This window comes from Ferdinandcohnia salidurans (genome assembly GCF_042680725.1).
In the GTDB taxonomy this organism is placed as follows: Bacteria; Bacillota; Bacilli; order Bacillales; family Bacillaceae_L; genus Ferdinandcohnia; species Ferdinandcohnia salidurans.
Window position 1 is genome coordinate 43,763 of sequence record NZ_JBHUEK010000020.1, and the last position, 24,024, is coordinate 67,786.

The window sequence follows — 24,024 nt, forward strand, 5'->3', positions numbered from 1 at the left end:
TCCCTCCTTAAGCATTCCCAACAATGACATTGTCAATTTTATCTGTATCGTAAGTGTTCGTAACACTTTGATTATTATAGACTCGAAGACCATCCCCGGTATTAAATGAGCCAGCCCCTGCAAAAGTCTTAGCAGTGCTGGTAGGGGAGATTTGAAAGACATCACCAATATTGAAAACACTGCTATTTCCAACACTATTTACTTTTACGGCTCCTACGATTGCTGGCATACAAAAACACCCTTTTACAAAACGAATTTGAAGAATTACGAATAGTGATATCATTGGTCGTATATAAACAGTTTTTTTATTCTATGAGAACTGCCCAGAAGATGTGATTTTTTAACATAAGGTCCTTCCTTTGAAGGCTAATTTCAATATCAGAAAATTTTCCTAGTGTTTCCAATTTAGTTCTCTTATAATCGAATATATGTAAAAGTGGTAAGGAGTTGTACGAATGAGTAATGATCGATTAAGTCCCGCATTAGGAGCAGAGCGGATTCACTCAATTGATGTGATAAGAGGGTTAGCAATATTAGGGATATTTTTTGTCAATATGCCATCGTTTTTTGCACCGATTCTCTATTTAAATCCAGCAACATGGTGGATAGGGGAACTCAATCAGTGGACAAATAGTATCATTGATATTTTTGCACAAGCTAGTTTTTATACTTTATTTTCATTTCTTTTTGGCTTTGGTTTTATTTTGTTTAAGGAAAGAGCAGTTGCTAAAGGCTATTCATTTTATCCATTGATTTCAAGAAGATTAATTGTGCTATTGCTTTTTGGATGTTTACATGCATTCTTTGTTTGGCACGGTGATATTTTAATCACATATGCTGTAATTGGCGCGATTTTACTATTATTTCATAAAGCAAAGCCGATTACCTTGCTTATTTGGGCATTAGTCCTTATCTTTGTACCCAATGTCGTTCTCGGTGGACTTATGTTTGTAGCGGTCTTGTTTGAACCAGATTTAAATGCTGTTATGTACAATGAACAGCTTGCTTTAAAATCAGCAGAAATTTATGCAAACGGTGGTTTTTGGGAGATTACGATTCAAAGATTTCAAGATTGGTATTTTGTGAATAACGTTGCAAGCATTTTTGTAATGATCATTACATTGCTACCAATGTTCCTCCTAGGTGCCTTTATCGCTAAGAAAAAATGGTTTGAAGGCCGTGATGAGGATGTTAAGAAGGTTAAGTTTCTTTGGTTAACCGCACTGGTAATTGGGGTTCCAATGAAATTGCTACCCTATTACACGGCTAAAAATCCGGCAACTGATTATTTACAGGATACAATCGGTGGTCCGAGCACTGCTCTTTTATATGCAACGTCGATAGTCCTGTTAATGAGATTACCCGTTTGGAAAAGGCTGCTATCTCCACTTGCTCTTGTTGGAAGGCTTTCGCTGAGTAATTATCTATTCCAATCAATAGTCTGTACCTTATTGTTTTATGGCTATGGTTTTGGATTATATGGCAAGATACAGCCATTTACAGGTTTCCTACTTACTATTGGCATTTACATTGTTCAAGTCATCCTAAGTTATTTCTGGTTGAAAAAATTCCGATACGGTCCATTTGAATGGGTTTGGAGATCATTAACATATGCTAATAAGGTTGATATAAGAAAAAAGGCTATTCGCTAATGCGAATAGTCTTTTCAATTTACCATCTTTAGTTTTTTTTGTTTTGTCTTTTGATAAATATTCAATAATTGATCTAACTCTTGACTACACTTTACTGTCTCCCAAGCAGTAAAGCCGTGCCGATTTGCTAAAACTGTCATTTTTCGGCGTTTTAATTCAATTGCAATCTTCAACATGAACATTTTCATTTCTCCATTTTTTTTAGTACATTGTAATCATGAACGCTTAGACTAAAGTAGTACATACAAGCTTTGTACCATTATTATACCTGCCTTTACAGGGATTAAAACAGGTTCGCTAAAACCTCTTAAAATGTTACAAAAACAAACAAAATTCTACAAAAAGTATAGAAAGAGGAATTTCAACATCGAAAATAGAATAAAGTAAAAGACTAAATAAGAGGTGATGAAAATGAGGTTTGTAACAGCTGAAAAGAATGGAAAACAATTTATTGGAATTGTAAATGAGGAGCTTAATCAAGTAATAGATGTAAAAGTTGCTGAGATGAAAATGAATGGCACAACAACTATTCCAGAAACAATGATTGAAGTGATAGCTCAAGGGGAAGAGTGTCTTGAAAGAGTTCAGGAAATTGAATTGTGGGTCCGCGAAAATCCTGATACAGATTGTATTTACCCTATCGAAGAAATGTCATTAAAGGCTCCAATCCCAAGACCGCGCAAAAATATTTTCTGTGTCGGCAAAAATTATGCAGAACACGTCATTGAAATGGGAAGTGCAAAGGATATCCCAGAGCATGTTGTAATGTTCACAAAAACACCAACAACAGTAGTTGGTCCAGAGGAGACTGTACTAAATCATAAACATATCACTGAACAGCTAGATTACGAGGGAGAGTTAGCTATTGTTATTGGCAAAACGGGTCGAGGCATTAAAGAAAGTGAAGCTTTTGACTATGTTTTTGGATATACAATCTTAAACGATATAACAGCCCGTGATATTCAATCAAGACATAAACAATTTTTTCTTGGAAAAAGCCTAGATACGACATGTCCAATGGGTCCAGTGCTAGTACATAAATCATTGATCCCAGATCCAAGTAATCTGTCCGTAAAAACGGAGGTAAATGGGGAGGTTCGTCAGTCAGGTAATACAAGTCAATTGATTTTCCCGATTGAAACGATTATTTCGGTCATTTCACAAGGAATGACACTCGAAGCTGGAGATATTATTGCTACAGGTACACCATCCGGAGTGGGTAAAGGCTTTAATCCGCCACGCTTCCTAAAAGGTGGAGACGTCATTGAAATTACAATTGACGGCCTTGGAACATTGCGTAATAAAATTGAGGAATAATTGAAAGGAATACGATTTCACAAAAAAGACATATTTACTATGTGCATAGTGAAAAAGGATAGATGTAACCTTTTGAAATTCCTGATAAACATGCTATGATAATCTCTGGGATAAAAAAGAAAAGGAGGAGTAGTACATGACTGTGAACACTCACGCACATGTTACCTCTTGGGTAGTTGCTATTATTCTATTTGTGATTGCAGCAACAGTTCTAAATAAGGCAGGAAAAGAAAAGTCACAAAAAATTGTTAAAATGACATTACGTTTATTTTATCTATTCATTTTAGCAACAGGTGCACTGCTTTTATTTGGTGGAGTTGTAATTGACGGTGAATACATAGGTAAAGCAGTACTTGGCATATTAACAATTGGATTTATGGAAATGATCTTAGCACGCTCCAGTAAGGGAAAACCAAATGGACTCTTCTGGGTATTGTTTATTATTGTATTAATCTTAACCATTGTGTTAGGAGCAAAACTCCCACTAGGTATGTGGAGATTCTAAAAAATTTGTGAAAAAGCTACCATTCGTGGTAGCTTTTTCTTTTTTTTTCTATGTTTTTCGACAAAATCTATGCTATCTTTATGAATAGATATACATACTTCTTGAGGGAAAAAGAGTGGTGAATCTCGTATTGAGAACGAATAGCTTTGTGTATAAACAATTGATAGATATCAGTGAATTAATAGAGCAACACCAACTTACTACCGAAAAATATAAAACTATTGAAGCTTTTTATGAAAAAAAGGCTGAGGAAAAGATTACGCGTTTAGCCTTTTATGATGCTGACACTGGCTTACCGAATCGTCAGCATTTTACGAATCAAGTAGAGGAATATGTGAAAAGGTTTAAGCAGAAAAAGAAACATAATAAATTTGCTGTGTTATTTATAGATTTAGACCGTTTCAAAATTATTAATGATACAGTGGGGCATTATGCAGGGGATATTATATTAAAGGAACTTGCAAATCGGATTAAAGCGTTACTCCCCAATAAGAGCTATCTTGCAAGATTTAGTGGTGATAAATTTACGATTTTAATAACCAATGATGTTGAGGTTGAAAAGATTGTTGACCTTGGACAAAGTCTTTTGCATGATATCGCTAAACCAATTATGTTTGAAGCACGTGAGTTCTTTTTAACGGGGAGTATTGGAGCTAGTTTTTATCCTAATGATGGTATAACAACTGAATTGTTATTTAAGCATGCTGATACCGCGATGAACCTTGCAAAGCAGCAAGGTGGGAATAAAATGAAATTCTACCGCGCCGAAATGAATCAGCAAGTATTGTATAAGCTTGAGCTTGAAGGTTATTTGCGCAGAGCCCTTGAGAAAAGTGAATTTCATTTATGCTACCAGCCCCTTATAGATTTGGCCACAGGGAGGGTCTATGGCAGTGAAGCTCTCTTAAGATGGGAACATCCAAAGCTTGGCCTAGTTTCACCAGGGGAATTCATTCCGTTAGCTGAAGAAACAGGTTTGATTCATGATATCGGCAAATGGGTTTTAACAAAAGCCTGTCAGGAGAATAAAAAATGGCATGATATGGGGTATGATTATTTAACTATTGCCGTTAATGTATCTGCTAATCAGTTTCAACAAATAAGCTTTATCGATGAGGTGAAGGAGGCATTATTTGAAACAGGTCTTCCACCGCAATTTTTAACACTTGAGCTTACAGAAGGTGTGATGCTTCGAAATATCACACACAGTGTATTTGTAATGAAAGAGCTGCAAAAGCTTGGTGTAAAGGTATCTATTGATGATTTTGGAACGGGTTATTCATCTTTAAGTTATTTGAAGGATTTACCTATCAATACCCTGAAAATTGATCGGACCTTTATTAATAATCTGAAGGTCAATACCTCTGACATCGCGATCGTTAAGGCGATTATTACGATGGGACATGGTTTATCTGTGAAGGTAGTGGCTGAAGGTGTTGAAACCGATGAACAAATCGAATTACTAAAAGAACTTGATTGCCATTATGCACAAGGATTTTATATCGACAAACCAATGAAAAGTGAAGAATTTGAGAATGGATTAGCTAAACTTAAGGCATTGTAAATATAAAGGGCTGTTCACGGATGAACAGCCCTATTATTATCATGTCTAGCTCCAGGCGCCATCGGCTCTCTGGTCTAAGTCAATCGCTTCGGAAGGTAAAATGCACCTTCTGTCAGCGCTTGCCTTATGCTTGTCGCCTAAAGCTGAGCGCCTTGCGCTTTTATTATTTGCATAATGTTGAAAGTACCGCTCTTTTTCCATTTGCTAACGTAAATTCAAAACGATCCTTCTTTAATTTTCCTCGTGAAAAGTGATGGTGAACAGATAGGAGCATTTCTGTATTATCAAACATAATAAAATTAACACCCTCATTTTCACCATTGTCTTGTTGGTACATCAATTGATTATGACAATGGATGCAATCATATAATGAAAAGGAAAGTTTATTTAAGGTAGACGTAAAGCGTAAAAACTGATCTTCTGAGAAATTCTCCAAAAGTTCCTTATAAGCAAGGGATAATTTTTTGCGAAAACGAAGGCAGTCCCCATTATCAAGCTTGTAAAAATAATTATTCATTTGGATAAGGCCATCCTCCACAAAAATGCCTTTTTCCCATTTGTTCAAAGTGAAAACTTCTACTTCCTTCCCAATCATTTCTTCAAGCATCGATGCTTCATCTGTTTCTGCATCAAAGAAGATCCACTGGTCATTTATACATTCAGTCGTTCCCATAATAAAAGAGCGTTTTTGTTCATTTATGCTGCCGAGACGTTGTTGTAAATCCAATGCAAATCCTCCATCCATCATGTGTTATCTATAATAAGTTGTGTTATCCTCTTTTTAGACAAAAAGAAGGAAATTTATAACCAAGGATTTTACCCATAGTTTGGATTATTTCCTTCATAAAAAAAACAGCCTGATTCATTCAGGCTGTTATGTTTGCATTCTCAACAGGTGTAACAAATGATTTCTTTTCCCAAGCCCGAGAACGCCATCTCCACAGCATTACGATACCACGGAGCCATTCATCCACAATAAAGGAAATCCAAACACCTATTAATCCTAATTCAAAATGAACTCCAAGCACATAGGCAATTGGTACACAAATCCCCCACATCGAAAGAATTCCCATATAAACCGGTAATTTAACATCTCCAGCCGCCCTTAATGCATTAATAAGAACAAGATTAAAGGCTCGGCCGGGTTCAAGAATGATGGTTAAAAGAATAAGGACACCACCGGTTTTTATAATGTCTTGGTTATTTGTAAAGATAGAGAGCAGTGGTACTTTAAAGATTGAAAATACAATTGCCATGACAGCAGAGATTAAAATGGCGAGCTTTAGACTTTTTATTGCCCTTAGATATGCATCGTTTATCTGCCGGGCTCCGATCATTTGTCCAACTAATATCTGTGTTCCCTGACTAATCGCAATACTAAATAAAAAAATGAACATCATTAAGTTCTGTGCGTATACCTTCGTCGTCAGCGCTTGTGTCCCCATAATTGTAATGAAATACGTGATAATCATCTGGGAGGAATTATAAGAGAGTTGTTCACCGGCAGAAGGTATCCCTATTTTAAGAAGGTTTTGGATATGTTGTTTTGGTAAAGTGAACACCTTTTTAAATGGAAGACCATGATCTACTCGTTTGATTAAGAGATAGGTGATAACAAGTAAGCCGACTAATCTACTGACAGAAGTAGAAATAGCAACCCCTTCAACCCCGAGTACTGGCAATCCAAAAGGACCAAAGATAAAAATATAGTTACCAATCACATTAAGGATATTCATCCCAATCGTTACGTACATGGTGTCCCGTGTAAAACCATAGCTTCTTATGACAGCCCCAATCGTCATAATAAGTGCTTGGAGGAAGGAGAATAAACCTACTATTCTCAGATAGCTATCTGCTTCGTCTAATAATTCAACAGGCAAATCCATTAAGAGCAAAAGCTTCTTACTCCAAACAAAAACGATAAGACTTAAAATAAGACCAAATATCAGGTTCGCAATAACTGAGACAACCGAAACTTCGGCAGCGCTTTTTTCATTATTTGCACCAAAATGTTGGGCCACTAAAACGGCTGTACCGGTTGCGATAAATCCAAACATGACAATAATTAATGATAAGATTTGGTTTGCTACCCCAACAGCCGCAACTGAATTATCGGAATACATGCTTAGCATTAATGTATCAGCATTTCCCATTAACATATGTAGAAGTAATTCAATAAAAATTGGCCATGTCAATGCAAACAGTGTTAATTTTTTTGTATTGATAGAAGTTTCCAAGCGGTCCACTCCCTTGTTTCATAAGTGTAAAACTATAATAGTTTATCACAGTTTAAGGAGGGAAAGATACGTAATTTTTTTGGGGATAATCCCGAATTTTTTAGATATTAAATTTGTACAAAATTTGAACAAACCGTTGTTATATTTGATTTTCAGGGGGGAAAAGGTTACTTTTAAGTATGATGATTACTAATACGATAGGGGTTAAATGATGAAGAAAAAGTTATACATAGTAGCGTTTCTACTACCAATGTTATTTATGTTAGCCATGCCTGTTGTGGCTGCTGATGATTTTAGGATAGAAGAAGAAAGCATTTATTACATAGTGGTCGATCGATTTAATAATGGAGAAAGTATGAATGATCTTGATGTGGATCGTTCAAATCCAATCGCCTACCATGGAGGAGACATTCAGGGGATTATTGGAAAACTTGATTACATCAAGGATATGGGGTTTACCTCACTATTATTATCTCCTGTTTTTGAAAATGATTCGAATACATTTTATCCGTATCTTGTAACTGACAGACAAGAAATCAATAAGCATTTTGGTACGAAGGATGATTTAAAACAACTTGTAAAAGAAGCACATGAGAAGGATATGAAGATTATTCTAGACCTTGGAATCAATTCAAACGAAGGTCCTCTTGATGGTGAATTAGTACAGACAGCATTAAGCTGGGTTCAAGAAACAGAAATTGACGGATATAAGATAGACCTCATAGAAGGGGTTTCACCAAGTTATATTTCTACATTATCAACAGAACTTAAATCTAAACAAGAAAATCTAATCTTAATTGGTGAATCTGCTGGTTTAGATAATTTAAGAGAGTTTGAAGCAGCAGGTCTTGATTCAGTTTTCAATCCAACACCTTATGAAGGAATCACGAGTTTTAGTGTTCCAGATCAACCTTTTAACAATGTAGATACAATATGGGAACAGAATCAAGAATTTGAAAATACTAATTCCTTAATTCATTTCATGGATAACACGAATACAGTTCGATTTACATATTTGGCAACGGAAGCAAATGAGCACCCAGCGCCTCGCTTAAAGTCAGGATTGACGTATTTGTTTACAACACCTGGAATTCCTATTGTATTTTATGGAACAGAAATCGCGTTAAATGGAAGTGAGCCGCCAGACAATCTTGGATTAATGGATTTTCGAACAGACCAAGAGCTTGTTGAATATATAACTTTGCTATCAAAGATTCGTTCAGGAGTACCAGCATTAACAAAGGGATCCATTGAATTGGTTAAAAATGATGCAGGTTTATTAGTTTTTAAAAGAGAGTTCGAAGGGCAAATCGCGTTTGTGGCGATTAATAACACAACGAAAACTCAAAGCTTTACTCTAACAACTGATCAAGTTGGAGAAGACAAGGAATTAACCGGACTGATTACGGAGGACCTTATCCGTTCGATAGATGGTGAATTTCCTGTTGTTGTCAATCGTGATATCTCAGAAGTATTCGTAGTTCGAGACAAAACGAAAATTAATTATACCTTATTCTTTGCTGTATTTATCGTACCAGTGTTAATGATTGGGTTCATTTATTTAAATAAAAAACGGCATGGACGCCCAAAACCTGAATAATAAGGAAAGCATCATCCAATCTTTGGATGATGCTTTCTTTTTTTATCCATTCACAATTTCTCCACCGTTAACGTGAAGGATTTGGCCTGACATATAGGAAGCATCATCACTTGCTAGGAAGATGTAGCATGGAGCGACTTCCTCGGGCTGTCCAGGGCGTTTCATCGGTGTTGTTGAACCAAATTTCGCCACCTGATCACTTGTAAAGGTAGATGGGATAAGTGGTGTCCAAATTGGTCCAGGAGCTACTCCGTTGACACGGATTCCCTTACCAACCAATTGCATGGAAAGTGACCTTGTAAAAGAAACAACGGCTCCTTTTGTTGCAGAATAATCAACAAGTTGTTCATTGCCCTTATATGCGGTAACGGATGCAGTATTAATGATGGAACTTCCCTGTTTTAAGTGGGGAAGAGCAGCCTTCGTTAAATAAAAATAAGAAAAGATATTGGTTCGGAATGTTTTTTCAAGCTGCTCAGCTGTAATAGCAGAAATACTTTTTTGAGGATGCTGTTCAGCTGCATTATTGACCAAAACATCTAGCTGTCCAAATGTATCAATTGTTTTCTTTACTATTTCCTTACAGAACTCTTCATTCCCAATATCACCAGATAAAAGTAAGCATTTTTGTCCTTCTTCTTCTACTTGGCGCTTTGTTTCCTTAGCATCCTCATGTTCATTTAAATATACGATGACAACATTTGCGCCTTCCTTTGCATAATGAATCGCAACAGCCTTTCCTATTCCACTATCCCCACCTGTAATAATGGCAACCTTATTTGCTAACTTATTGCTGGCTTGATAGGAATGGTCCTCGGAGACAGGTCTTGGTATCATTTCCGTTTCTGTACCAGGCTGTTGATTTTGATGTTGTGGAGGCAAAATATTCTTCCCTTGACTGTTAGACAAAATAAACACCTCTTTTATGTAGTAACTGCACCTTACTTACTTTTTTATAAAAGGGCCATTAATATACATTCAGGATAAATATTAAGTATTTATAAAAAATCAAAAAGCGCTACAAACATCCGATATAATGAAAATAGATAGAAAGAGGGGTTATCCATGGAAAAACCTGAAAAGATTCTACTTGTTGAAGATGATAAGGAAATCGCCCGTATTGTTTGCGATCATTTACGGAAAGAAGGCTATACCGTAACATGGGCATCGACTGGAAAAGAAGGGTGGGAGGATTTTAAAGCGGATAAATTTGACCTTGCCTTAATTGATTTAATGTTACCTGAAATGGATGGGTATACATTATGTAAAACCATTCGATTGGAAAGTGAAATTCCTTTACTCATTTTAAGTGCACGAAATGAGGATGAAAGCAAAATAAAAGGCTTAAATATTGGGGCTGATGATTATGTAACAAAGCCATTTAGTCTTGAGGAATTGAGTGCGAGAATTAGCTCCCATTTAAGAAGATACAGAAGATACAACAACAAGACAGTAAATGATAATCGCATTACTTATATGAATGGCTTGACCATTGATTTTACAAATGATCTTGTTTATTTAAACGGTGACGTTGTCCAGATAAGCTCTAAGGAGAGAGAGTTATTGTTTCTCTTAGCAAAGAATCCATTACAAACTTTTTCGAAGACAGAGATTTATGAGCATATTTGGCAGCAGGAAGATGTCGACGGAAATAATACAGTCACTGTTCATATTAAAAGTTTACGATCTAAATTAACGGATGATACACGATCTGCAAAGTTTATCCAAACGGTCTGGGGCGTTGGCTATCGTTTTATAGGAGAACACTTGTATGAGAATTAAGCAGTGGTTGATGATTAGCTTTTTTATTGTAATGCTACTTCCGGTTGTTACTCTTTATTTTCTTTATATAAGTATAAGTAACCTTGATGATAAGCAAGCATTTGTGGAATACGTTGAGATGACCAATAAAATGGAGGAAATTGCGCCACAACTCCTGGATCCCAATTTATACAGACCACAATCAAAAGAAATGTATGATTCTGTTCAAGCTTTAACAAATGAATCTATCAAAATCACATTATATCGAGCTGATGGAGTCGTTTTGTTTTCTAGTTTACCTGAGCCAGGTTCATATGGATTTCCTACGATAAACATGGAACAGGTATATCGAAATTTAAATGATCTCCAAAAGAATGCTCGTACTTATTCGTTGAAAAAACCTGTTAGTAAAGATGGCAATGTTGTTGGAATTTTTGAAATATCCATTGCTAGAGACGAGTGGATAGAAGGGGTAACAAATCGTTATATCTATTTGGGTGTACTTTTTAGTATCTTTTTTATCCTACTCTATACGATTGTAGTGATTCTATTAAATCGAAAGTTGAATCGTCCTTTAAGCCAGTTGCAAGCTCAAATGACTGCTTTTGCAAATGGGGAAAGTCCCTCAACTCAAATTCGTGAATCAAATGATGAAATAGGGGATTTAATTAAACATTTTTGGAAAATGAAAGCACAAATTGAACAAACACAAGAGGCATTAGCTGTTCAACAAAAGGAAAAAGAATTTATTGTGGCGTCATTATCACATGATTTAAAAACACCATTAACAGTGATACAGGCTTATACTGAAGTCCTCCAGAATGATCGAACGCTAACCGAGAATGAAAGGGCAGAATATAAGGAAATCTTATTTCAGAAGCTTGAGTACATGAAACGTATGCTTGATGACTTAACAATGTATACTGCATTACAATCCTCTAAACAACGGACAGAGCTTGTTAAAGTAGAAGGGGAAGAATATTTTGAGATGTTGTTATCAGGATATGATGAACCATGTATTCGAAAAGACGTTTCACTACATGTACTTCAATCTGTAAAAAAATCCTATAAGATTGACCCAAAACAAATGGTAAGGGTTGTAGATAACATCATGGGTAATGCCATTCGTCATACTGAAAAAGGAAAACAAATTTGGCTTGCTGCTATTTCAAGTGACACAAAACTACCAGATTGGGTATTTAAAGAATTTCAGGTAGAACTTGAAACTTGGAGAAAAGCAGGCACCGTCATTTTAATTCAAAACGAGGGAATAGGAATCCCGAAAGAACAATTGGACAAAGTATTTCAACCCTTTTATCAGGCAGAGGATGCTAGAAATAATGGTGGAAGTTCTGGGTTAGGACTTAGTATTTCAAAAATGTTAATAGAACAACAAAACGGAAAAATTGGAATCTGGTCAGCGGAAAAAGATGGGACATTACTGGCTTGCTGGATTAGGGAAGGAAGGGATTAATATGAAGAAAAAACGATTCTTACTAATTGCTATTCTAATAATGGGGATTTTATCAGGTTGTAAAGGGGATATGGCTGTGTCATCAGAAGAAATTGTCACAAAAGTCTTATCAGCAAAGGAAGGTAAGCTTTCTTATTATGGAGAAGGTGTCATAAAGCTTGAGACAAATGGTGAGGTCACTGAAGATGCTAGTTTTAAAGAGTACGCTGCAGAAGATGGAAAACGAAAAATCATTACAACAGGTCTTACGAATGACCTTGAATCATATGTGTTAAACGACGGAAAACAAGTGATTTCCTATGAAACGGGGAGTGAAACGGCATTAAGTATCGATCTAACAGAGGAAGGTATGCCTTTATTAGATGCTTCACCGAAAGAACAACTCATGACAACGCTAGATGCTATTAAAAAAACACATGAATATGAAATTGTTGGTGAAGAAAAATTAGTAGATTTAGATGTATATCATATAAAGGCAACGCCGAATACAGATTCTAATTTATTTGGAGAAGTTGAATTCTGGATTGATCAAAAGACTTGGTTTGTAGTGAAATCGATGTCTGTCGTTGGAGATACGAAATCTGTTTTTGAATATAAAGTGCTCGATTTTTCACCAAATTTTAAGCAGGATACCTTCACTTTAGATATACCTGAAAATGTGAAAATTACCCCAATTGAGTCACAATTTGAACCTTCTTATGGGTCACTTGAAGATGCACAAACAGCATTAGCACAACCATTCCTTGTTTTCTTGGGGGAAGACTTGACTGTCGATAATGTTGAAGTTATAAACCTTCAAGGAGTAGTCAATCGTCCAGAAATTACTGTTTATTATTTATATGAAGCTGTACCTTCTGTATTAGTATCAATCTTTCCAACTCCAGAAGATGCAGGAACGGAAATTAAACCTGGAAAATGGCAAGTGCGTGGCCAGAATGCAGAATATGATGATTTTATTGATGCCTTAAGCTGGGATGAGAATGGTCTGCGTTATACAATTCTCATTCAAAATCCTGATCTTGCTATGGAAGATATTCTCGAAATGACGGAAAAAATGGTACTTAATAATGAAATGTAGGTGGGGCCATTGCTGCCAAGTTGGAATTTGATCGTATTGTATCTATTAGTAGGGGCCGGAATCCAAATCTTTGGTTTGGTTTTCGGTAAGTTAAATAAAAAAGTAGGAACGACAATTGAAATACTCCTAGCTCTTCTTTCAGTCGGGTTTGTTTTTTATCAATTTTCCTTTATGAATGGGTTCATCTATATCGCGTTTATTTCAAGTGGCTATTTTCTAGCAATCTCTCTAACTACAGGAGATGAAAAACGTATTGAAATCGAAAATGAATTACGTCAGATAGTAGTGGAGGAAATCACTTTAGAACGTAATTTGAAGAGAATTGCATCCGATATATTAATGACTGGATTAGTTGTGTTTGGTGGTATCATGTTTTACATCTTTGGTCCTGAATATAGTCCGTTAAAATACATTATTGTTTTCGGACTGGTCAGTACATTTACAGAAGTCATAAAAAGAATCGGCAGTTATGCAACTGTACAAATATTTTTTGACATAGAAGAAAAGCAATTATATCTCACCTCACGCTTTGAATCTCGAAAGATTCCAATAGAAGATTTAGAGGAAGTGAAACTAGAAACGAATGTAGACTTGTTAAAGCTTCATCCATTATTTACGATGTTTTCTTCTAATACTGATTTGACAACAAACTTTCAGAAGGTATTACGAATATCTGTACCTGGTGAAACAATTTATTTAACGATCCTAGAACCGGAAAAATGGAAAAGAACGTTCGAGGAAATGACCAAGGTTGAGGAAAGTGTGAAAGAGCCACAAATCGTTCTACCATTTTGGCATCGAAAAAATTTAAAACGATTAATTGGAAAGCTTTATTTTGCAACAACCGTAAAAGGTATATCAGCCTATACAGGTTTACTTCTCCTTTTATATTATTTCGAAGTTGCGCCTTGGATCATGGTTACCGTCATTTTAGCCTATTGGCTTTTTAATCTATATATTTCGGACCAGGTTTTAAAAGTAGCAATGGATGCAAAGGAGACTAAGAATCCACAACTAATTGAAACATCCCAACGGATTTTTGAAAAGGCCGGTGTTCCGAATATCCGCCTGTATGAAACCGAAAGCAGCGAGTATAATGGCCTTGCGACAGGTATGAATATTGGTAAAGCGATGGTTACCCTAACTACTGCTACTTTAAAATTACCATCTGAGGCAATAGAAGGTATCCTTGCCCATGAAGCAATTCATGTTAAAAAGCGCGATGTGTTGTGGGGACAGCTTTGGAGACTCTGTTATTTGTTAATTGTTCTTGTTGTGGTTTTGTCCATTCAAAAATATATTGCAAACATTGAAGATTATAGTATACCTATTTTCTTATTAATTTGGGTTTTAATGATTCTATTCCCGATCATCCAATCTTTTTGTTCGCAGTGGATGGAAGTCCGTGCAGATCACCTTGGAGCATCGCTTCTAGATGGGGGAAGTGAGCAAATGTCAATCAGTTTAATCGCTTTATCAGAGAAACAGGACGAAGCCATTAATAAATCACTTTCATATAGTACGGTTCTAAAGGGCGAGAAAGATGAGCCAAAGTCATCGATTGAGCGAGATTCACTATTATGGAGGTTTGTTGAATTTCAGTTCATGCTTCACCCACCGATGTATTGGAGAGTCCAGTCCTTAAGAGAAAACAAAGCGGGCTGGGGGAGGAAAATCCGAAATCGCTGGATGGTTGATCGTATGAAAGAGTCAGTATCTAGATAGAAGAGGTGAGGTTATGAAAATCGCAAAGGTATTATTTGTCCTTGGGGCGCTTGTTTTTCCGTTAGGTATTTACTTATCGTCATATACCCCCGTAGGAGTGGTTTTAGCGATTGCAGGGGGACTTACAGTTTTCTTGAGTACACCTGCTATACAATCATAGAGTAGGAGTTGAGAAAATGGATTTCCTGAGTGTAAATGATTGGATCACCCCGACAAATCCATATGCTTCTCTCGTTTTTGGCTTGCTGTTTACGATTTTGGTTGGGGGCGTCGTTTGGATAGATACAAGGAAATTAAAAACTCTTCTTATAGTGCTTTTTACAGGCAGTATTGTATCAATCGTGGGCGTAATTGTTCTGCAAGTTGTTGGTTTTTACTAAGTTTAAATCAGGAGACTATCCTCAAGGGGTGGTCTTCTTTTTATTGCTTTTTTAGAAAGAGTACATTTGATTGAGAGCATAGTAATTACCTCTCTGTTTTTCCATATTCAACCAAATGAGATGTGATAAAAGATGCTTATGCAATGGGATTTTCCGTATTTATCCAAAAGTATAGTCAAAAAAGGCGTTTATGCTATTGGTTTTTCCATAATCATACAAAAGTGCAATCATAAAAGGTGTTTATGCCATATGTATTTCCATAAACTACTAAAAGTCCAACCATAAACAAAGTTTTTTTACTTTTCCTTGATATCCATTTCATATTCAAAGGCTCGAACAATTGACTTCAAGCAACAATGTTTTAAAAATCCCCTTTAATAAAAAGGAATTCCATTAGATTTAAAGAATAGATATTAGATACTAATTCGAGATGGAGGGTTTTATGGGATTTAATATTAGGCCTGCTAGAAAAGAGGATGCATTACAGTTAATTGAACATACAAAAATCGTTCTTAATGAATCCACATACATGCTGACGTCACCTGAAGAATTTAACACAAGTATGGAGGATGAGGAGAAATGGATTGAGGAACATTCAAAGCCAGGGAATTTAATCATTGTAGCCGAAAAAGATGGGAAAATTGTTGGCAATTTAAATTTTAAGACATCGAAACGGAAGCGCCTTTCTCATCTAGGTTACTTTGGGATAAGTATTCAAGAATCGTATTGTAATCAGGGTATTGGCAGCAACCTAATGAGTTATCTCCTTGATTGGGCACATGAAGTGCCTGGACTTGAAAAGGTATGTCTCGAGGTGTTTTCACATAATCATAGAGCAATCCATCTATATAAAAAATTTGGCTTCCAAGAGGAAGGGCGAAAAGTTAAGTTTGTTAAATTTAGTGATACACATTATGAAGATGAAATCATAATGTATAAATTTGTAAAATAACCATGGATGTATGATAAGATTAAGAAAAGGTAATAGGAGGAGAAAACATGGAACTGACAGTATATTTAGCTGGGCAAATTCATGACAATTGGCGAGAGGAAATTAAGGATAAAGCGAAATCAAAAAATCTTCCGTTAACATTTGTTGGGCCACAAACAGACCATGATAAGTCTGATGATATTGGAGTACAAATTTTGGGAGAACAACCTGGTAGTTATTACAAGGATGATGCAGCATCAGCCATTAATAATTTCAGAACACAAGTATTAATGCAAAAATCTGATGTGGTCATTGCTTTATTCGGGGAAAAGTACAAACAATGGAATACAGCCATGGATGCGAGTGCAGCGATTACGATGAATAAACCGACCATTATTGTTAGACCACCATCACTGATTCATCCTTTAAAGGAATTATCAAATAAAGCCAACGTCACTGTCGAAACGGTTGATCAAGCACTAGAAGTGTTAACTTACATATTTGAATAAAAAAATGCAGCGGGTTTTAGTCCGCTGCATTTTTATTATCTGTAGTTTATAAACTGCACATCAATCGGTAAATCGGCTTCACGGATGGCGTTGATAATCTGTTGAAGATCATCTCTGTTTTTTCCAGTTACACGAACTTGATCATCTTGAACCTGGCTCTTTACTTTTAGGCCGCTGTTTTTAATAATGGTGTTAATCTTCTTCGCGTTCTCCTTGTCAATGCCTTGAATCAGTTTCGCACGTTGACGTACGGTTCCACCAGATGCATTTTCAATTTTTCCATAATCAATATTACGAGTGGGAACCCCACGCTTAATCATTTTACTGATCAGGACATCCTTCAGTTGATCCAATTTGTACTCGTCATCAGATACTAAAACAAGTTCTTCCTTATCAAGCGTGATGTCACTTTTACTACCTTTGAAATCATACCGAGTTTGAATCTCTTTTTTTGCAATACTAATTGCATTTGTTACTTCAGGTAAATCTACCTTTGACACAATATCGAATGAGCTTTCCTTTGCCATTGCCAACCTCCAAAAAAATAGTTTATTTCCCTTGATTATAGTCAATCTTAGCAATTAGGACAACTTTTTCCAAAACAATACTAGTAAATGATGGTCGTAAACGTCTATACTATGTAAGACAATAGCAATAGCAGATAAGCTAAGTACATGAGAAAGAGGGCTTTAATAAATGAATGAATTAATACCGGGTACGGTTGTAACTTTACGTGTAGATAGAGACGCTCCGTTTGGCTATTTTTTAACAAACGGTGAAGAAGATGTGCTACTACATGAAAATGAAATTATAGACGGATTCGATCCGGAAGAGGACGTAACTGTTTTTCTTTTTCAAGATCATCAAGGAAGACTAGCAGCCTCTATGACAATACCGACTATTCAAATCGGTTCCTATGATTGGGCCAGTGTAGTTGAAGTCAAACGTGAATTGGGCGCTTTTGTTGATATTGGGATTAGCAAGGATATATTAGTCTCAAAGGATGATTTGCATGAGGTGTGGGATCTCTGGCCAGAGCCAGGCGACCAATTATATATTTCATTGCGAACAGATAAAAACGGACGACTTTTTGGAAAGCTTGCAACTGAAGATGTCATTCGTTCTATTTCAAAACCAGCTACAAGAAAAGATTTTAATAAAAACATAACTGGAACTGTGTACCGATTATTAATGGTTGGCTCTTTTATGATTTCAGAGGAAGGGTTCCTTGGCTTTATTCACGAATCTCAAAGAACAAGGGAACCAAGAGTCGGAGAAAAGGTGCAAGGGCGAATTATAGATGTAAAGGAAGATGGGACTGTAAATGTGTCGCTAATGGGCCGCAATCATGAAATAATGGGAGACGATGCTGGGAAAGTTTATCAGTATATGGAAAGCCGTGGTGGGGCTATGCCATATTGGGATAAAAGCTCTCCGGAAGATATTTCAGCCAGATTTGACATGAGTAAAGCAGCGTTTAAACGAGCAATTGGAAAGCTAATGAAAGAAGGAAAAGTATACCAAGAGGATGGTTGGACATACTTTAAAAAAGAAGAGTAAAGTAAAACGCATCGGGTGTTACCGATGCGTTTCGTTTCATTTTATAGATGATCTGTTTTCTTTGAATATTGATGTTTGCCTGCCTGACGATTCTTTTCTCTCATCATATTCTTTTCATGGCGTAATGCATTGTTATCTTTTGCTTTTTTATCATTGTCACTTGTTTTTGGCATAAATTACACTCCCTTCAATCCCGTTCAAATTTAGGATATCCAGTCGTTTTTCAAACTATGTAAGATCAGCTATTCGGCAATTCGTCTAAGAAGAAAATTGCAATCGTTCCTGGACCAGCATGAGAACCAATCGCAGCACCGATTACATTAATGAAGAAGGAGTTACATCCGAATTTTTCTTCAAATAATTTCTTTACCTCAAGTGCCTCATTTTCTACATCTCCGTGACTAATTCCAATCGTTTGCTTTGATAAATCAGTCCCCCGCTCTTCCATCAACTCAACGATTCGCTTATACACTTTCTTTTTACCACGAATTTTTTCAAGTGGAATAAGCTTTCCATCTTCAACATTTAAAAGTGGCTTTATGTTTAAGAGTCCGCCAACAAAAGCGGAGGCTTTACTAATTCTTCCACCACGTGCTAAATATTCGAGGTCGTCCACAGTGAAAAGATGCTCCATATGAGTACTGTAAAATTTCGCAAGGTTCACAACTTCATCCTTTGAAGCACCTTTGCTAGCAAGCTCAGCAGCAGCTTTAACAACAAGACCCTGGCCAAGGGATGCACATTTTGTGTCCACAATTGTTAAGTCAAGGTCTGGGTACTCTTCTCTTACTTCCTCGCTCATCATCACTGCTGTTTGATAGGTTCCTGACAATTGTGATGAAAAAGAAATATAGACAGCAGATTGTTTTTCTTTTGCAATTTCAGTAAAAACCTCTTTAAAACGGTGTGGAGGAACTTGGGATGTTTTTGGAGCACTTCCATTTCGCATCGCTTCAAATACTTTTACAGGGTTAATCGTTGCAATATCTTCGTAATCTTGCCCATCTAGATGAACTCCTAAGGAGAATAATGTAACATTATTTTCTTTAAAAAATTGAAGTGGTAGGTCACTACCGCTATCAGTAAGAATTCTAACGGTCAAAAGTCTCACCTTCTTTTCTTTGGTCAAATTTGAAACAAACTTGCCTATCGTAAGTGTAGCGAGTATTGGATAAAAATACAACAATTGAGGGAAAATTTTGTATGACACTAATTTACTACTAGGATTGAAGAATGTTGTTCCAGGAGGACTAGTTGAATGGTGAATAGAGAAGTGAAAAAAATATTGATTGTGACTTTTGGTGCACTACTAAATGCTGCGGCCCTAAATCTTTTTTTAATACCAGCTGATGTTTATTCTTCTGGCTTTACCGGTGTGTCACAGCTTTTATTTAGGATCCTTGGTGATTACACGCCAATTCATATTTCAACAGGTGTAATACTACTGTTATTAAACATACCCGTTGCGATTTTGGGATGGAAAAAGGTAGGTAAGTCATTTACCCTTTATAGCTTTATTTCAGTTGCACTGACAACGTTATTCTTGGCGATTATCCCACTTGAACGTATCTCCAATGATATTTTGCTAAATGCTGTATTTGGTGCCGTCATACAAGCAATTGGAATCGGTCTTACCTTAAAGTGGGGAGCATCTACTGGTGGTCTTGATATTATAGCGCTTGTATTATCAAGGTCAAAAGATAAACCAATTGGTACCTATATTTTTACACTTAACGGGCTAATCATTATTACTGCAGGATTCTTATTTGGTTGGGAAAAGGCATTATATACTCTCGTTGCTTTGTATGTGTTAACTAAGGTTATTGATACAGTACATACAAGTCATGTAAAGGTTACAGCGATGATTGTTACGAAGAAAGCGGATGAATTGAAAAGTGCAATTCATTCAAATTTAGTGAGAGGAATTACGTTGATTCCTGCCAAGGGAGCATTTTCAAGTGAGACAAAGGATATGTTAATGATTGTTTTAACAAGATATGAATTATATGATTTAGAGCGTATCATAAAAGAAGTTGACCCTCATGCATTTACAAACATTGTACAAACAATTGGCGTTTATGGATTATTTCGCAAAGAGTAGTAACTTTTTAGTAGGAGACTTCGACAAATAGAGTAAAGGGGTGACAAACATGAGAAAATGGCTTCTAGTGACTTTAGTATTTGTAATGAGTCTATTTATCATCACAGGATGTGGCTCAACTAAAACCGAAGAGGCACTTCCAGTAAATTCAGGTGGTGGTGAAGAAGTAGATACAGAAAAAGAAACACCACCAACACAAGAAAGTGAAGAACCTGGAGGTGAAGAGAACGTGGTTGAAAAACTTCAAACTGACCTTTCAATTAAAACAGGGGAAAACGAAGCAACCTTTACTATTACAATTAAAAACACAAGCGACAATCCAGTAAAACTGACGATACCATCTGGTCAAAAATATGAAATTATTGTGAAGGATGCAGATGGAAAGGAAGTTTACCGCTATTCAATCGATAAAATGTTTATCCAGTCAATAGAGGAAATGGAATTAAAGCCTGGTCAAGAAAAGGTTTGGGAAGAGCCATGGGATTATACATCAAATGATGGAACGAGGCTTGCTCCTGGAGAATACAAAGCACATATTTTCATAACAGCGTCAGAAGTTAATGGACAAAAAATTGAAAACAATGTATTACAGGCAGAAGAGAGTTTTACAATTCCTGAAGAAGGAAATACAGCATTTCGTAATGTTCAAGTACTAGGTGAAAATGGTGAATATACGGTAACTGGGGAAGTAAGAGTATTTGAAGCAACCTTCTTCTATGCGGTAGAGGATGGGCATGATTATGTAATTCCTGAAACACTTCAAACGGCATCAGAGGGTGCACCAGCATGGGCACCATTTGAAATTAACATTTCGATTCCTAAAGATAAAATTCCGACAAATGGAGCATTAATTCTTCATTTATACGAAAGAAGTGCAAAAGACGGTTCGATCACAAATCTTTATCATGCAAAACTTCAACAATTCCAATAAAAGGGGAAGGGTCAGACGTTGAGTCTGACCCTATTTTTTCTCTTGAATTAGCCAAAGGTTATTGAAGTTGGTCTAATTCATTTTGCAATTCGCGGAGTTGTTCTTTTTCGGCTGTTGTAGAGTTAGCATATGCAGAAGAAAGTGCATTTTTAGCAACCGAAACGGCATCCTGTAAGGATGTATCACTTTGGCCCGCACTCACTAATTTCGCAACTTCTACGGTTTCACGAGCCTTTTGGAATAAACGGTTTCCCATATTAAATTCCTCCAAGTGATGAGTTTTCGACATTCGCTTTTTTCTTTGCTTCTGCTTCAGCTAGAGTGGAACGGTAAGGAAAGCGCTGAGCATGTTGTTGAACAGCATCTGCACCCTGATGAACAAATCGTTTTGATTTATTACTACCCATCCGTAAATTCCCCCTTTAACAGCTTTAAAAGAAGTGCTTATTTGTAGCACTAGTTATATTGTTTGAGTTTTACGTTTGGGTTATATCAGGTAATTATTTCTGAAACCAGCCTACTTAATTTTCTCCAATTTTAGAACATCCTCTAAATAAAGAGCAATTCCGTCTTCTTCATTAGTCATTGTTACATGGTTAGCAATACTCTTTAGCTCGTCAATCCCGTTACCCATGGCAATACCGTGACCCGCGTATTCAATCATTTCCAAATCATTGTCTTCATCTCCAAAAGCAATAATTCTGTCTTTTGGAATCTGATAATAGTCAGCAACCTTTTGAATACCAACAGCTTTATTTAATCCTGATTTAACAATTTCAATCACATGCCAAGGGGCTGCCCATTTGCGGTGATCGACTACTTCAGCATGCATGTCGGAAAGATACTTTCGGATTTTATCTGCAATTTCTTCATCAGGGTGAATTAATAATGAAGTTGGATCACGTTTTAAAATTTTTCGTAAATCACCTGTTTCAATATTTGGTTTCCCCATTCCAAAAATATCTAACATCGATTCATCGTGAAAATGAAAATAAACATCATCTATTACTTCCGCTAAAATATTTTTTACACGGAGCTCATCAGCAACATTAACAATTTCTTTTACCGTTTTTAAATCGAGTGTATCATGATACACTCCCCATTTTTGATCAAGTGGATGATGGACGAAGGCTCCATTAAAGTTAACGATTGGTGTTGAAAGACTAAGTTCTTGATAATACATTGAGCTCGAACGGAAAGGTCTTCCTGTTGCAATCATCACCATATGGCCGGCTTTTTTTGCTTTTTCTATCGTGTCTTTTGTTCTTTTTGAGATCGTTTTATCATCTTTTAGTAGTGTACCGTCAAGGTCAAGTGCAATTAAGTGTTGTTTAGTCATATCAATCTCCTTGTGAACCTATTATCTTTTTCCTTAACTTAAACAGATATTAAAATAATCGTCAATTGAAAAGTCAATATTTTTCAATAAACTTCCAACAAATGATACACTAGAGGATGGCAAAAGTTTTCATAAAAGGAGTACATACAAAAGATGATTATTATTGAAAATAAGAAATATGCAGAAATACCAGCATTACATATTGTTAAAAATCAGTTAAAAGATGAAGCGTTGCCGTTGATCCTCTTTGTTCATGGATTTGGTAGTGCGAAAGAACATAATTTACACTATGCCTATCTATATGCAGAACAAGGGTTTCGTGTAGTATTGCCTGAAGCAGACTATCATGGTGAAAGAGATAAGGGCATAGATGATCATGAAATGGATTTTAGGTTTTGGGATATTGTCGTCAATGAAATTAAAGAACTTCAAATTATTAAGGACGAACTACAAAACCAAGGCCAAATTGATGAGGCAAGAATCGGTGTGGCAGGAACTTCAATGGGAGGTATCGTGACTTTAGGGGCATTGACCCAATACCCTTGGATTAAGGCTGCAGTAAGTTTAATGGGAAGTCCATATTATGAGGAGTTCTGTCGGGGGCAAATTGAGGAATTGAAGCGACATGACATTGAACTTCCTTTCTCAGATGCTGAGTTGGAAGAAAAGTATGCAGAATTACGGAGATATGATTTAAGCATGCAACCTGAGAAAGTGAACGGAAGACCATTGTTTTTCTGGCATGGGGAAAAAGACAGGATGGTTCCTTTCAAATACACGTATGAATTTTACCAAGAAATTAAACCACTGTACAAGGGGAAAGAGGAGAATCTATCTTTTATTGCTGACACACGAGCAGATCATAAAGTGACAAGAGAAGGACTACTTGCATCAGTTGAATGGTTTAAAAAGCACCTATAAAAAGAAAAAGAACGTGTCATAGTCGACACGTTCTTTTTCCATTTATTTTATCTAATTCCAAGAGCGATTTTTGCGTAACGGCTCATCATATCTTTGTTCCAAGGTGGATTCCAAACGATGTTAACATCTACGTCTTTTACTTCAGGTAATTCAGTAAGAACACGTTTTACGTCCATTGCAATCGTTCCAGCAAGTGGGCATCCCATTGATGTTAATGTCATCGAAACTTGAGCGACACCCTCATCATTCATATCCACATCATAGACAAGACCTAGATTAACAATATCAATACCTAATTCAGGGTCAACAACTTGTTCAAGTGCCCCCAACATATTTTCCTTTAAAGCTTCATCCATTTAAAACCTCTCCTTTCGAGAAATAGCTTATTTAAAGTATAACGAAACAAACTAAGAATGTGAAATCCTCTGCATTTTGCTGA

29 protein-coding genes are annotated in these 24,024 nt (G+C 36.3%); 17 read left to right on the plus strand and 12 right to left on the minus strand.

From position 1 onward, the window contains the following. Window positions 1-7: 7 nt before the first annotated feature. A complete protein-coding gene (locus ACFSFW_RS13145) occupies window positions 8-229 on the minus strand; it encodes a spore germination protein (protein ID WP_099354279.1) in 222 nt (73 codons plus the stop codon). A 226-nt stretch (window positions 230-455) separates the two neighbouring features. Here ACFSFW_RS13145 and ACFSFW_RS13150 point away from each other — a divergent pair, with 226 nt between their 5' ends. Next, window positions 456-1,652: a DUF418 domain-containing protein gene (locus ACFSFW_RS13150; RefSeq protein ID WP_388038952.1), complete on the plus strand. Its 1,197-nt coding sequence runs from the start codon at window positions 456-458 to the stop codon at window positions 1,650-1,652. 14 nt (window positions 1,653-1,666) lie between these two features. Here the strand turns inward: ACFSFW_RS13150 and ACFSFW_RS13155 are convergent, their stop codons facing one another. Then, window positions 1,667-1,834 (minus strand): aspartyl-phosphate phosphatase Spo0E family protein, encoded by a 168-nt coding sequence (locus tag ACFSFW_RS13155; protein WP_099362368.1) that lies wholly within the window; start codon window positions 1,832-1,834, stop codon window positions 1,667-1,669. 229 nt (window positions 1,835-2,063) lie between these two features. On the opposite strand from ACFSFW_RS13155, the gene ACFSFW_RS13160 reads away from it, so the two are divergent. From ACFSFW_RS13160 to ACFSFW_RS13170, 3 genes are all read left to right on the plus strand, one after another. Continuing rightward, on the plus strand, window positions 2,064-2,969 hold the full coding sequence (locus ACFSFW_RS13160; RefSeq protein ID WP_388038954.1) for a fumarylacetoacetate hydrolase family protein: 906 nt from the start codon (window positions 2,064-2,066) through the stop codon (window positions 2,967-2,969). A 136-nt stretch (window positions 2,970-3,105) separates the two neighbouring features. Further along, window positions 3,106-3,474: a YisL family protein gene (locus ACFSFW_RS13165; protein ID WP_388038956.1), complete on the plus strand. Its 369-nt coding sequence runs from the start codon at window positions 3,106-3,108 to the stop codon at window positions 3,472-3,474. A 118-nt stretch (window positions 3,475-3,592) separates the two neighbouring features. Then, window positions 3,593-5,038, plus strand: a complete 1,446-nt coding sequence (locus ACFSFW_RS13170) for a putative bifunctional diguanylate cyclase/phosphodiesterase (protein ID WP_388038958.1) — start codon at window positions 3,593-3,595, stop codon at window positions 5,036-5,038. 163 nt (window positions 5,039-5,201) lie between these two features. Here the strand turns inward: ACFSFW_RS13170 and ACFSFW_RS13175 are convergent, their stop codons facing one another. Then, window positions 5,202-5,765, minus strand: a complete 564-nt coding sequence (locus tag ACFSFW_RS13175) for a DUF2777 domain-containing protein (RefSeq protein ID WP_304213258.1) — start codon at window positions 5,763-5,765, stop codon at window positions 5,202-5,204. A gap of 139 nt (window positions 5,766-5,904) precedes the next feature. Next, window positions 5,905-7,275, minus strand: coding sequence for an MATE family efflux transporter (locus ACFSFW_RS13180; RefSeq protein WP_388038960.1), 1,371 nt, complete (start codon window positions 7,273-7,275; stop codon window positions 5,905-5,907). Window positions 7,276-7,486: 211 nt separating this feature from the next. Between ACFSFW_RS13180 and ACFSFW_RS13185 the strand changes: the two genes are divergently transcribed. Next, the gene (locus ACFSFW_RS13185; RefSeq protein WP_388038962.1) at window positions 7,487-8,875 is read left to right on the plus strand and encodes an alpha-amylase family glycosyl hydrolase; all 1,389 of its coding nucleotides are present in this window, start codon (window positions 7,487-7,489) and stop codon (window positions 8,873-8,875) included. Between the two features lie 42 nt (window positions 8,876-8,917). On the opposite strand, the gene ACFSFW_RS13190 is transcribed toward ACFSFW_RS13185, so the two are convergent. Beyond that, on the minus strand, window positions 8,918-9,784 hold the full coding sequence (locus tag ACFSFW_RS13190) for an SDR family oxidoreductase (protein WP_388038964.1): 867 nt from the start codon (window positions 9,782-9,784) through the stop codon (window positions 8,918-8,920). A 156-nt stretch (window positions 9,785-9,940) separates the two neighbouring features. Here ACFSFW_RS13190 and ACFSFW_RS13195 point away from each other — a divergent pair, with 156 nt between their 5' ends. The 8 genes from ACFSFW_RS13195 to ACFSFW_RS13230 all read left to right on the plus strand — a co-directional run bounded on the left by ACFSFW_RS13195 (window position 9,941) and on the right by ACFSFW_RS13230 (window position 16,733). After that, on the plus strand, window positions 9,941-10,657 hold the full coding sequence (locus tag ACFSFW_RS13195; protein ID WP_304213250.1) for a response regulator transcription factor: 717 nt from the start codon (window positions 9,941-9,943) through the stop codon (window positions 10,655-10,657). Further along, window positions 10,647-12,110, plus strand: coding sequence for a HAMP domain-containing sensor histidine kinase (locus ACFSFW_RS13200; protein ID WP_388038966.1), 1,464 nt, complete (start codon window positions 10,647-10,649; stop codon window positions 12,108-12,110). Before ACFSFW_RS13195 ends, ACFSFW_RS13200 begins: the two co-directional genes overlap by 11 nt. 1 nt (window position 12,111) lies before the next feature. Continuing rightward, window positions 12,112-13,188 carry a LolA family protein gene (locus ACFSFW_RS13205; RefSeq protein ID WP_388038968.1) on the plus strand — a complete coding sequence of 359 codons (1,077 nt, stop codon included), beginning with the start codon at window positions 12,112-12,114 and terminating at the stop codon, window positions 13,186-13,188. A 9-nt stretch (window positions 13,189-13,197) separates the two neighbouring features. After that, complete coding sequence (locus tag ACFSFW_RS13210) at window positions 13,198-14,913, plus strand: M56 family metallopeptidase (protein WP_388038970.1); 1,716 nt, start codon at window positions 13,198-13,200, stop codon at window positions 14,911-14,913. Window positions 14,914-14,926: 13 nt separating this feature from the next. Beyond that, window positions 14,927-15,073 (plus strand): hypothetical protein, encoded by a 147-nt coding sequence (locus ACFSFW_RS13215; protein ID WP_180271529.1) that lies wholly within the window; start codon window positions 14,927-14,929, stop codon window positions 15,071-15,073. 16 nt (window positions 15,074-15,089) lie between these two features. Further along, a complete protein-coding gene (locus ACFSFW_RS13220) occupies window positions 15,090-15,293 on the plus strand; it encodes a hypothetical protein (RefSeq protein WP_388038972.1) in 204 nt (67 codons plus the stop codon). A 442-nt stretch (window positions 15,294-15,735) separates the two neighbouring features. Beyond that, window positions 15,736-16,245: a GNAT family N-acetyltransferase gene (locus tag ACFSFW_RS13225; protein ID WP_388038974.1), complete on the plus strand. Its 510-nt coding sequence runs from the start codon at window positions 15,736-15,738 to the stop codon at window positions 16,243-16,245. Window positions 16,246-16,292: 47 nt separating this feature from the next. Further along, window positions 16,293-16,733, plus strand: coding sequence for a YtoQ family protein (locus ACFSFW_RS13230; RefSeq protein ID WP_388038975.1), 441 nt, complete (start codon window positions 16,293-16,295; stop codon window positions 16,731-16,733). 35 nt (window positions 16,734-16,768) lie between these two features. Here ACFSFW_RS13230 and ACFSFW_RS13235 read toward each other — a convergent pair whose 3' ends face one another. Then, a complete protein-coding gene (locus ACFSFW_RS13235; protein ID WP_388038977.1) occupies window positions 16,769-17,260 on the minus strand; it encodes a YajQ family cyclic di-GMP-binding protein in 492 nt (163 codons plus the stop codon). A gap of 169 nt (window positions 17,261-17,429) precedes the next feature. Here ACFSFW_RS13235 and ACFSFW_RS13240 point away from each other — a divergent pair, with 169 nt between their 5' ends. Next, window positions 17,430-18,293 carry a CvfB family protein gene (locus ACFSFW_RS13240; protein WP_388038979.1) on the plus strand — a complete coding sequence of 288 codons (864 nt, stop codon included), beginning with the start codon at window positions 17,430-17,432 and terminating at the stop codon, window positions 18,291-18,293. Between the two features lie 41 nt (window positions 18,294-18,334). Here the strand turns inward: ACFSFW_RS13240 and ACFSFW_RS13245 are convergent, their stop codons facing one another. Together ACFSFW_RS13245 and ACFSFW_RS13250 are read right to left on the minus strand one after the other, a co-directional pair. Next, complete coding sequence (locus ACFSFW_RS13245; protein WP_099354262.1) at window positions 18,335-18,466, minus strand: DUF3941 domain-containing protein; 132 nt, start codon at window positions 18,464-18,466, stop codon at window positions 18,335-18,337. 65 nt (window positions 18,467-18,531) lie between these two features. Continuing rightward, entirely contained in the window at window positions 18,532-19,395 is an 864-nt protein-coding gene (locus ACFSFW_RS13250) for a DegV family protein (protein ID WP_099362352.1), read from the minus strand. Between the two features lie 156 nt (window positions 19,396-19,551). On the opposite strand from ACFSFW_RS13250, the gene ACFSFW_RS13255 reads away from it, so the two are divergent. Further along, window positions 19,552-20,394, plus strand: coding sequence for a YitT family protein (locus ACFSFW_RS13255; RefSeq protein WP_099354260.1), 843 nt, complete (start codon window positions 19,552-19,554; stop codon window positions 20,392-20,394). Window positions 20,395-20,443: 49 nt separating this feature from the next. Next, the gene (locus tag ACFSFW_RS13260; protein WP_388038982.1) at window positions 20,444-21,325 is read left to right on the plus strand and encodes a BsuPI-related putative proteinase inhibitor; all 882 of its coding nucleotides are present in this window, start codon (window positions 20,444-20,446) and stop codon (window positions 21,323-21,325) included. A 58-nt stretch (window positions 21,326-21,383) separates the two neighbouring features. On the opposite strand, the gene ACFSFW_RS13265 is transcribed toward ACFSFW_RS13260, so the two are convergent. The 3 genes from ACFSFW_RS13265 to ACFSFW_RS13275 form a co-directional block, all read right to left on the minus strand. After that, window positions 21,384-21,581 (minus strand): DUF3813 domain-containing protein, encoded by a 198-nt coding sequence (locus tag ACFSFW_RS13265; protein WP_388038984.1) that lies wholly within the window; start codon window positions 21,579-21,581, stop codon window positions 21,384-21,386. Window position 21,582: 1 nt separating this feature from the next. Continuing rightward, a complete protein-coding gene (locus ACFSFW_RS13270) occupies window positions 21,583-21,732 on the minus strand; it encodes a competence protein (RefSeq protein ID WP_099354257.1) in 150 nt (49 codons plus the stop codon). 110 nt (window positions 21,733-21,842) lie between these two features. Next, window positions 21,843-22,664 carry a Cof-type HAD-IIB family hydrolase gene (locus ACFSFW_RS13275; RefSeq protein WP_388038986.1) on the minus strand — a complete coding sequence of 274 codons (822 nt, stop codon included), beginning with the start codon at window positions 22,662-22,664 and terminating at the stop codon, window positions 21,843-21,845. 153 nt (window positions 22,665-22,817) lie between these two features. Here ACFSFW_RS13275 and yjfP point away from each other — a divergent pair, with 153 nt between their 5' ends. After that, entirely contained in the window at window positions 22,818-23,585 is a 768-nt protein-coding gene (gene yjfP, locus ACFSFW_RS13280; RefSeq protein WP_388038988.1) for an esterase, read from the plus strand. A gap of 47 nt (window positions 23,586-23,632) precedes the next feature. Here yjfP and ACFSFW_RS13285 read toward each other — a convergent pair whose 3' ends face one another. Beyond that, on the minus strand, window positions 23,633-23,941 hold the full coding sequence (locus ACFSFW_RS13285; protein WP_099354254.1) for a metal-sulfur cluster assembly factor: 309 nt from the start codon (window positions 23,939-23,941) through the stop codon (window positions 23,633-23,635). Window positions 23,942-24,024 lie beyond the last annotated feature (83 nt).

Bases quoted from the DNA above. Each gene is read 5' to 3' on its own strand.
- ACFSFW_RS13145 (WP_099354279.1), bottom strand. From the start codon at position 229: ATGCCAGCAATCGTAGGAGCCGTAAAAGTAAATAGTGTTGGAAATAGC.
- ACFSFW_RS13150 (WP_388038952.1), top strand. From the start codon at position 456: ATGAGTAATGATCGATTAAGTCCCGCATTAGGAGCAGAGCGGATTCAC.
- ACFSFW_RS13155 (WP_099362368.1), bottom strand. From the start codon at position 1,834: ATGTTCATGTTGAAGATTGCAATTGAATTAAAACGCCGAAAAATGACA.
- ACFSFW_RS13160 (WP_388038954.1), top strand. From the start codon at position 2,064: ATGAGGTTTGTAACAGCTGAAAAGAATGGAAAACAATTTATTGGAATT.
- ACFSFW_RS13165 (WP_388038956.1), top strand. From the start codon at position 3,106: ATGACTGTGAACACTCACGCACATGTTACCTCTTGGGTAGTTGCTATT.
- ACFSFW_RS13185 (WP_388038962.1), top strand. From the start codon at position 7,487: ATGAAGAAAAAGTTATACATAGTAGCGTTTCTACTACCAATGTTATTT.
- ACFSFW_RS13195 (WP_304213250.1), top strand. From the start codon at position 9,941: ATGGAAAAACCTGAAAAGATTCTACTTGTTGAAGATGATAAGGAAATC.
- ACFSFW_RS13200 (WP_388038966.1), top strand. From the start codon at position 10,647: ATGAGAATTAAGCAGTGGTTGATGATTAGCTTTTTTATTGTAATGCTA.
- ACFSFW_RS13205 (WP_388038968.1), top strand. From the start codon at position 12,112: ATGAAGAAAAAACGATTCTTACTAATTGCTATTCTAATAATGGGGATT.
- ACFSFW_RS13215 (WP_180271529.1), top strand. From the start codon at position 14,927: ATGAAAATCGCAAAGGTATTATTTGTCCTTGGGGCGCTTGTTTTTCCG.
- ACFSFW_RS13220 (WP_388038972.1), top strand. From the start codon at position 15,090: ATGGATTTCCTGAGTGTAAATGATTGGATCACCCCGACAAATCCATAT.
- ACFSFW_RS13225 (WP_388038974.1), top strand. From the start codon at position 15,736: ATGGGATTTAATATTAGGCCTGCTAGAAAAGAGGATGCATTACAGTTA.
- ACFSFW_RS13230 (WP_388038975.1), top strand. From the start codon at position 16,293: ATGGAACTGACAGTATATTTAGCTGGGCAAATTCATGACAATTGGCGA.
- ACFSFW_RS13235 (WP_388038977.1), bottom strand. From the start codon at position 17,260: ATGGCAAAGGAAAGCTCATTCGATATTGTGTCAAAGGTAGATTTACCT.
- ACFSFW_RS13240 (WP_388038979.1), top strand. From the start codon at position 17,430: ATGAATGAATTAATACCGGGTACGGTTGTAACTTTACGTGTAGATAGA.
- ACFSFW_RS13245 (WP_099354262.1), bottom strand. From the start codon at position 18,466: ATGCCAAAAACAAGTGACAATGATAAAAAAGCAAAAGATAACAATGCA.
- ACFSFW_RS13255 (WP_099354260.1), top strand. From the start codon at position 19,552: ATGGTGAATAGAGAAGTGAAAAAAATATTGATTGTGACTTTTGGTGCA.
- ACFSFW_RS13260 (WP_388038982.1), top strand. From the start codon at position 20,444: ATGAGAAAATGGCTTCTAGTGACTTTAGTATTTGTAATGAGTCTATTT.
- ACFSFW_RS13265 (WP_388038984.1), bottom strand. From the start codon at position 21,581: ATGGGAAACCGTTTATTCCAAAAGGCTCGTGAAACCGTAGAAGTTGCG.
- ACFSFW_RS13270 (WP_099354257.1), bottom strand. From the start codon at position 21,732: ATGGGTAGTAATAAATCAAAACGATTTGTTCATCAGGGTGCAGATGCT.
- ACFSFW_RS13275 (WP_388038986.1), bottom strand. From the start codon at position 22,664: ATGACTAAACAACACTTAATTGCACTTGACCTTGACGGTACACTACTA.
- yjfP (WP_388038988.1), top strand. From the start codon at position 22,818: ATGATTATTATTGAAAATAAGAAATATGCAGAAATACCAGCATTACAT.
- ACFSFW_RS13285 (WP_099354254.1), bottom strand. From the start codon at position 23,941: ATGGATGAAGCTTTAAAGGAAAATATGTTGGGGGCACTTGAACAAGTT.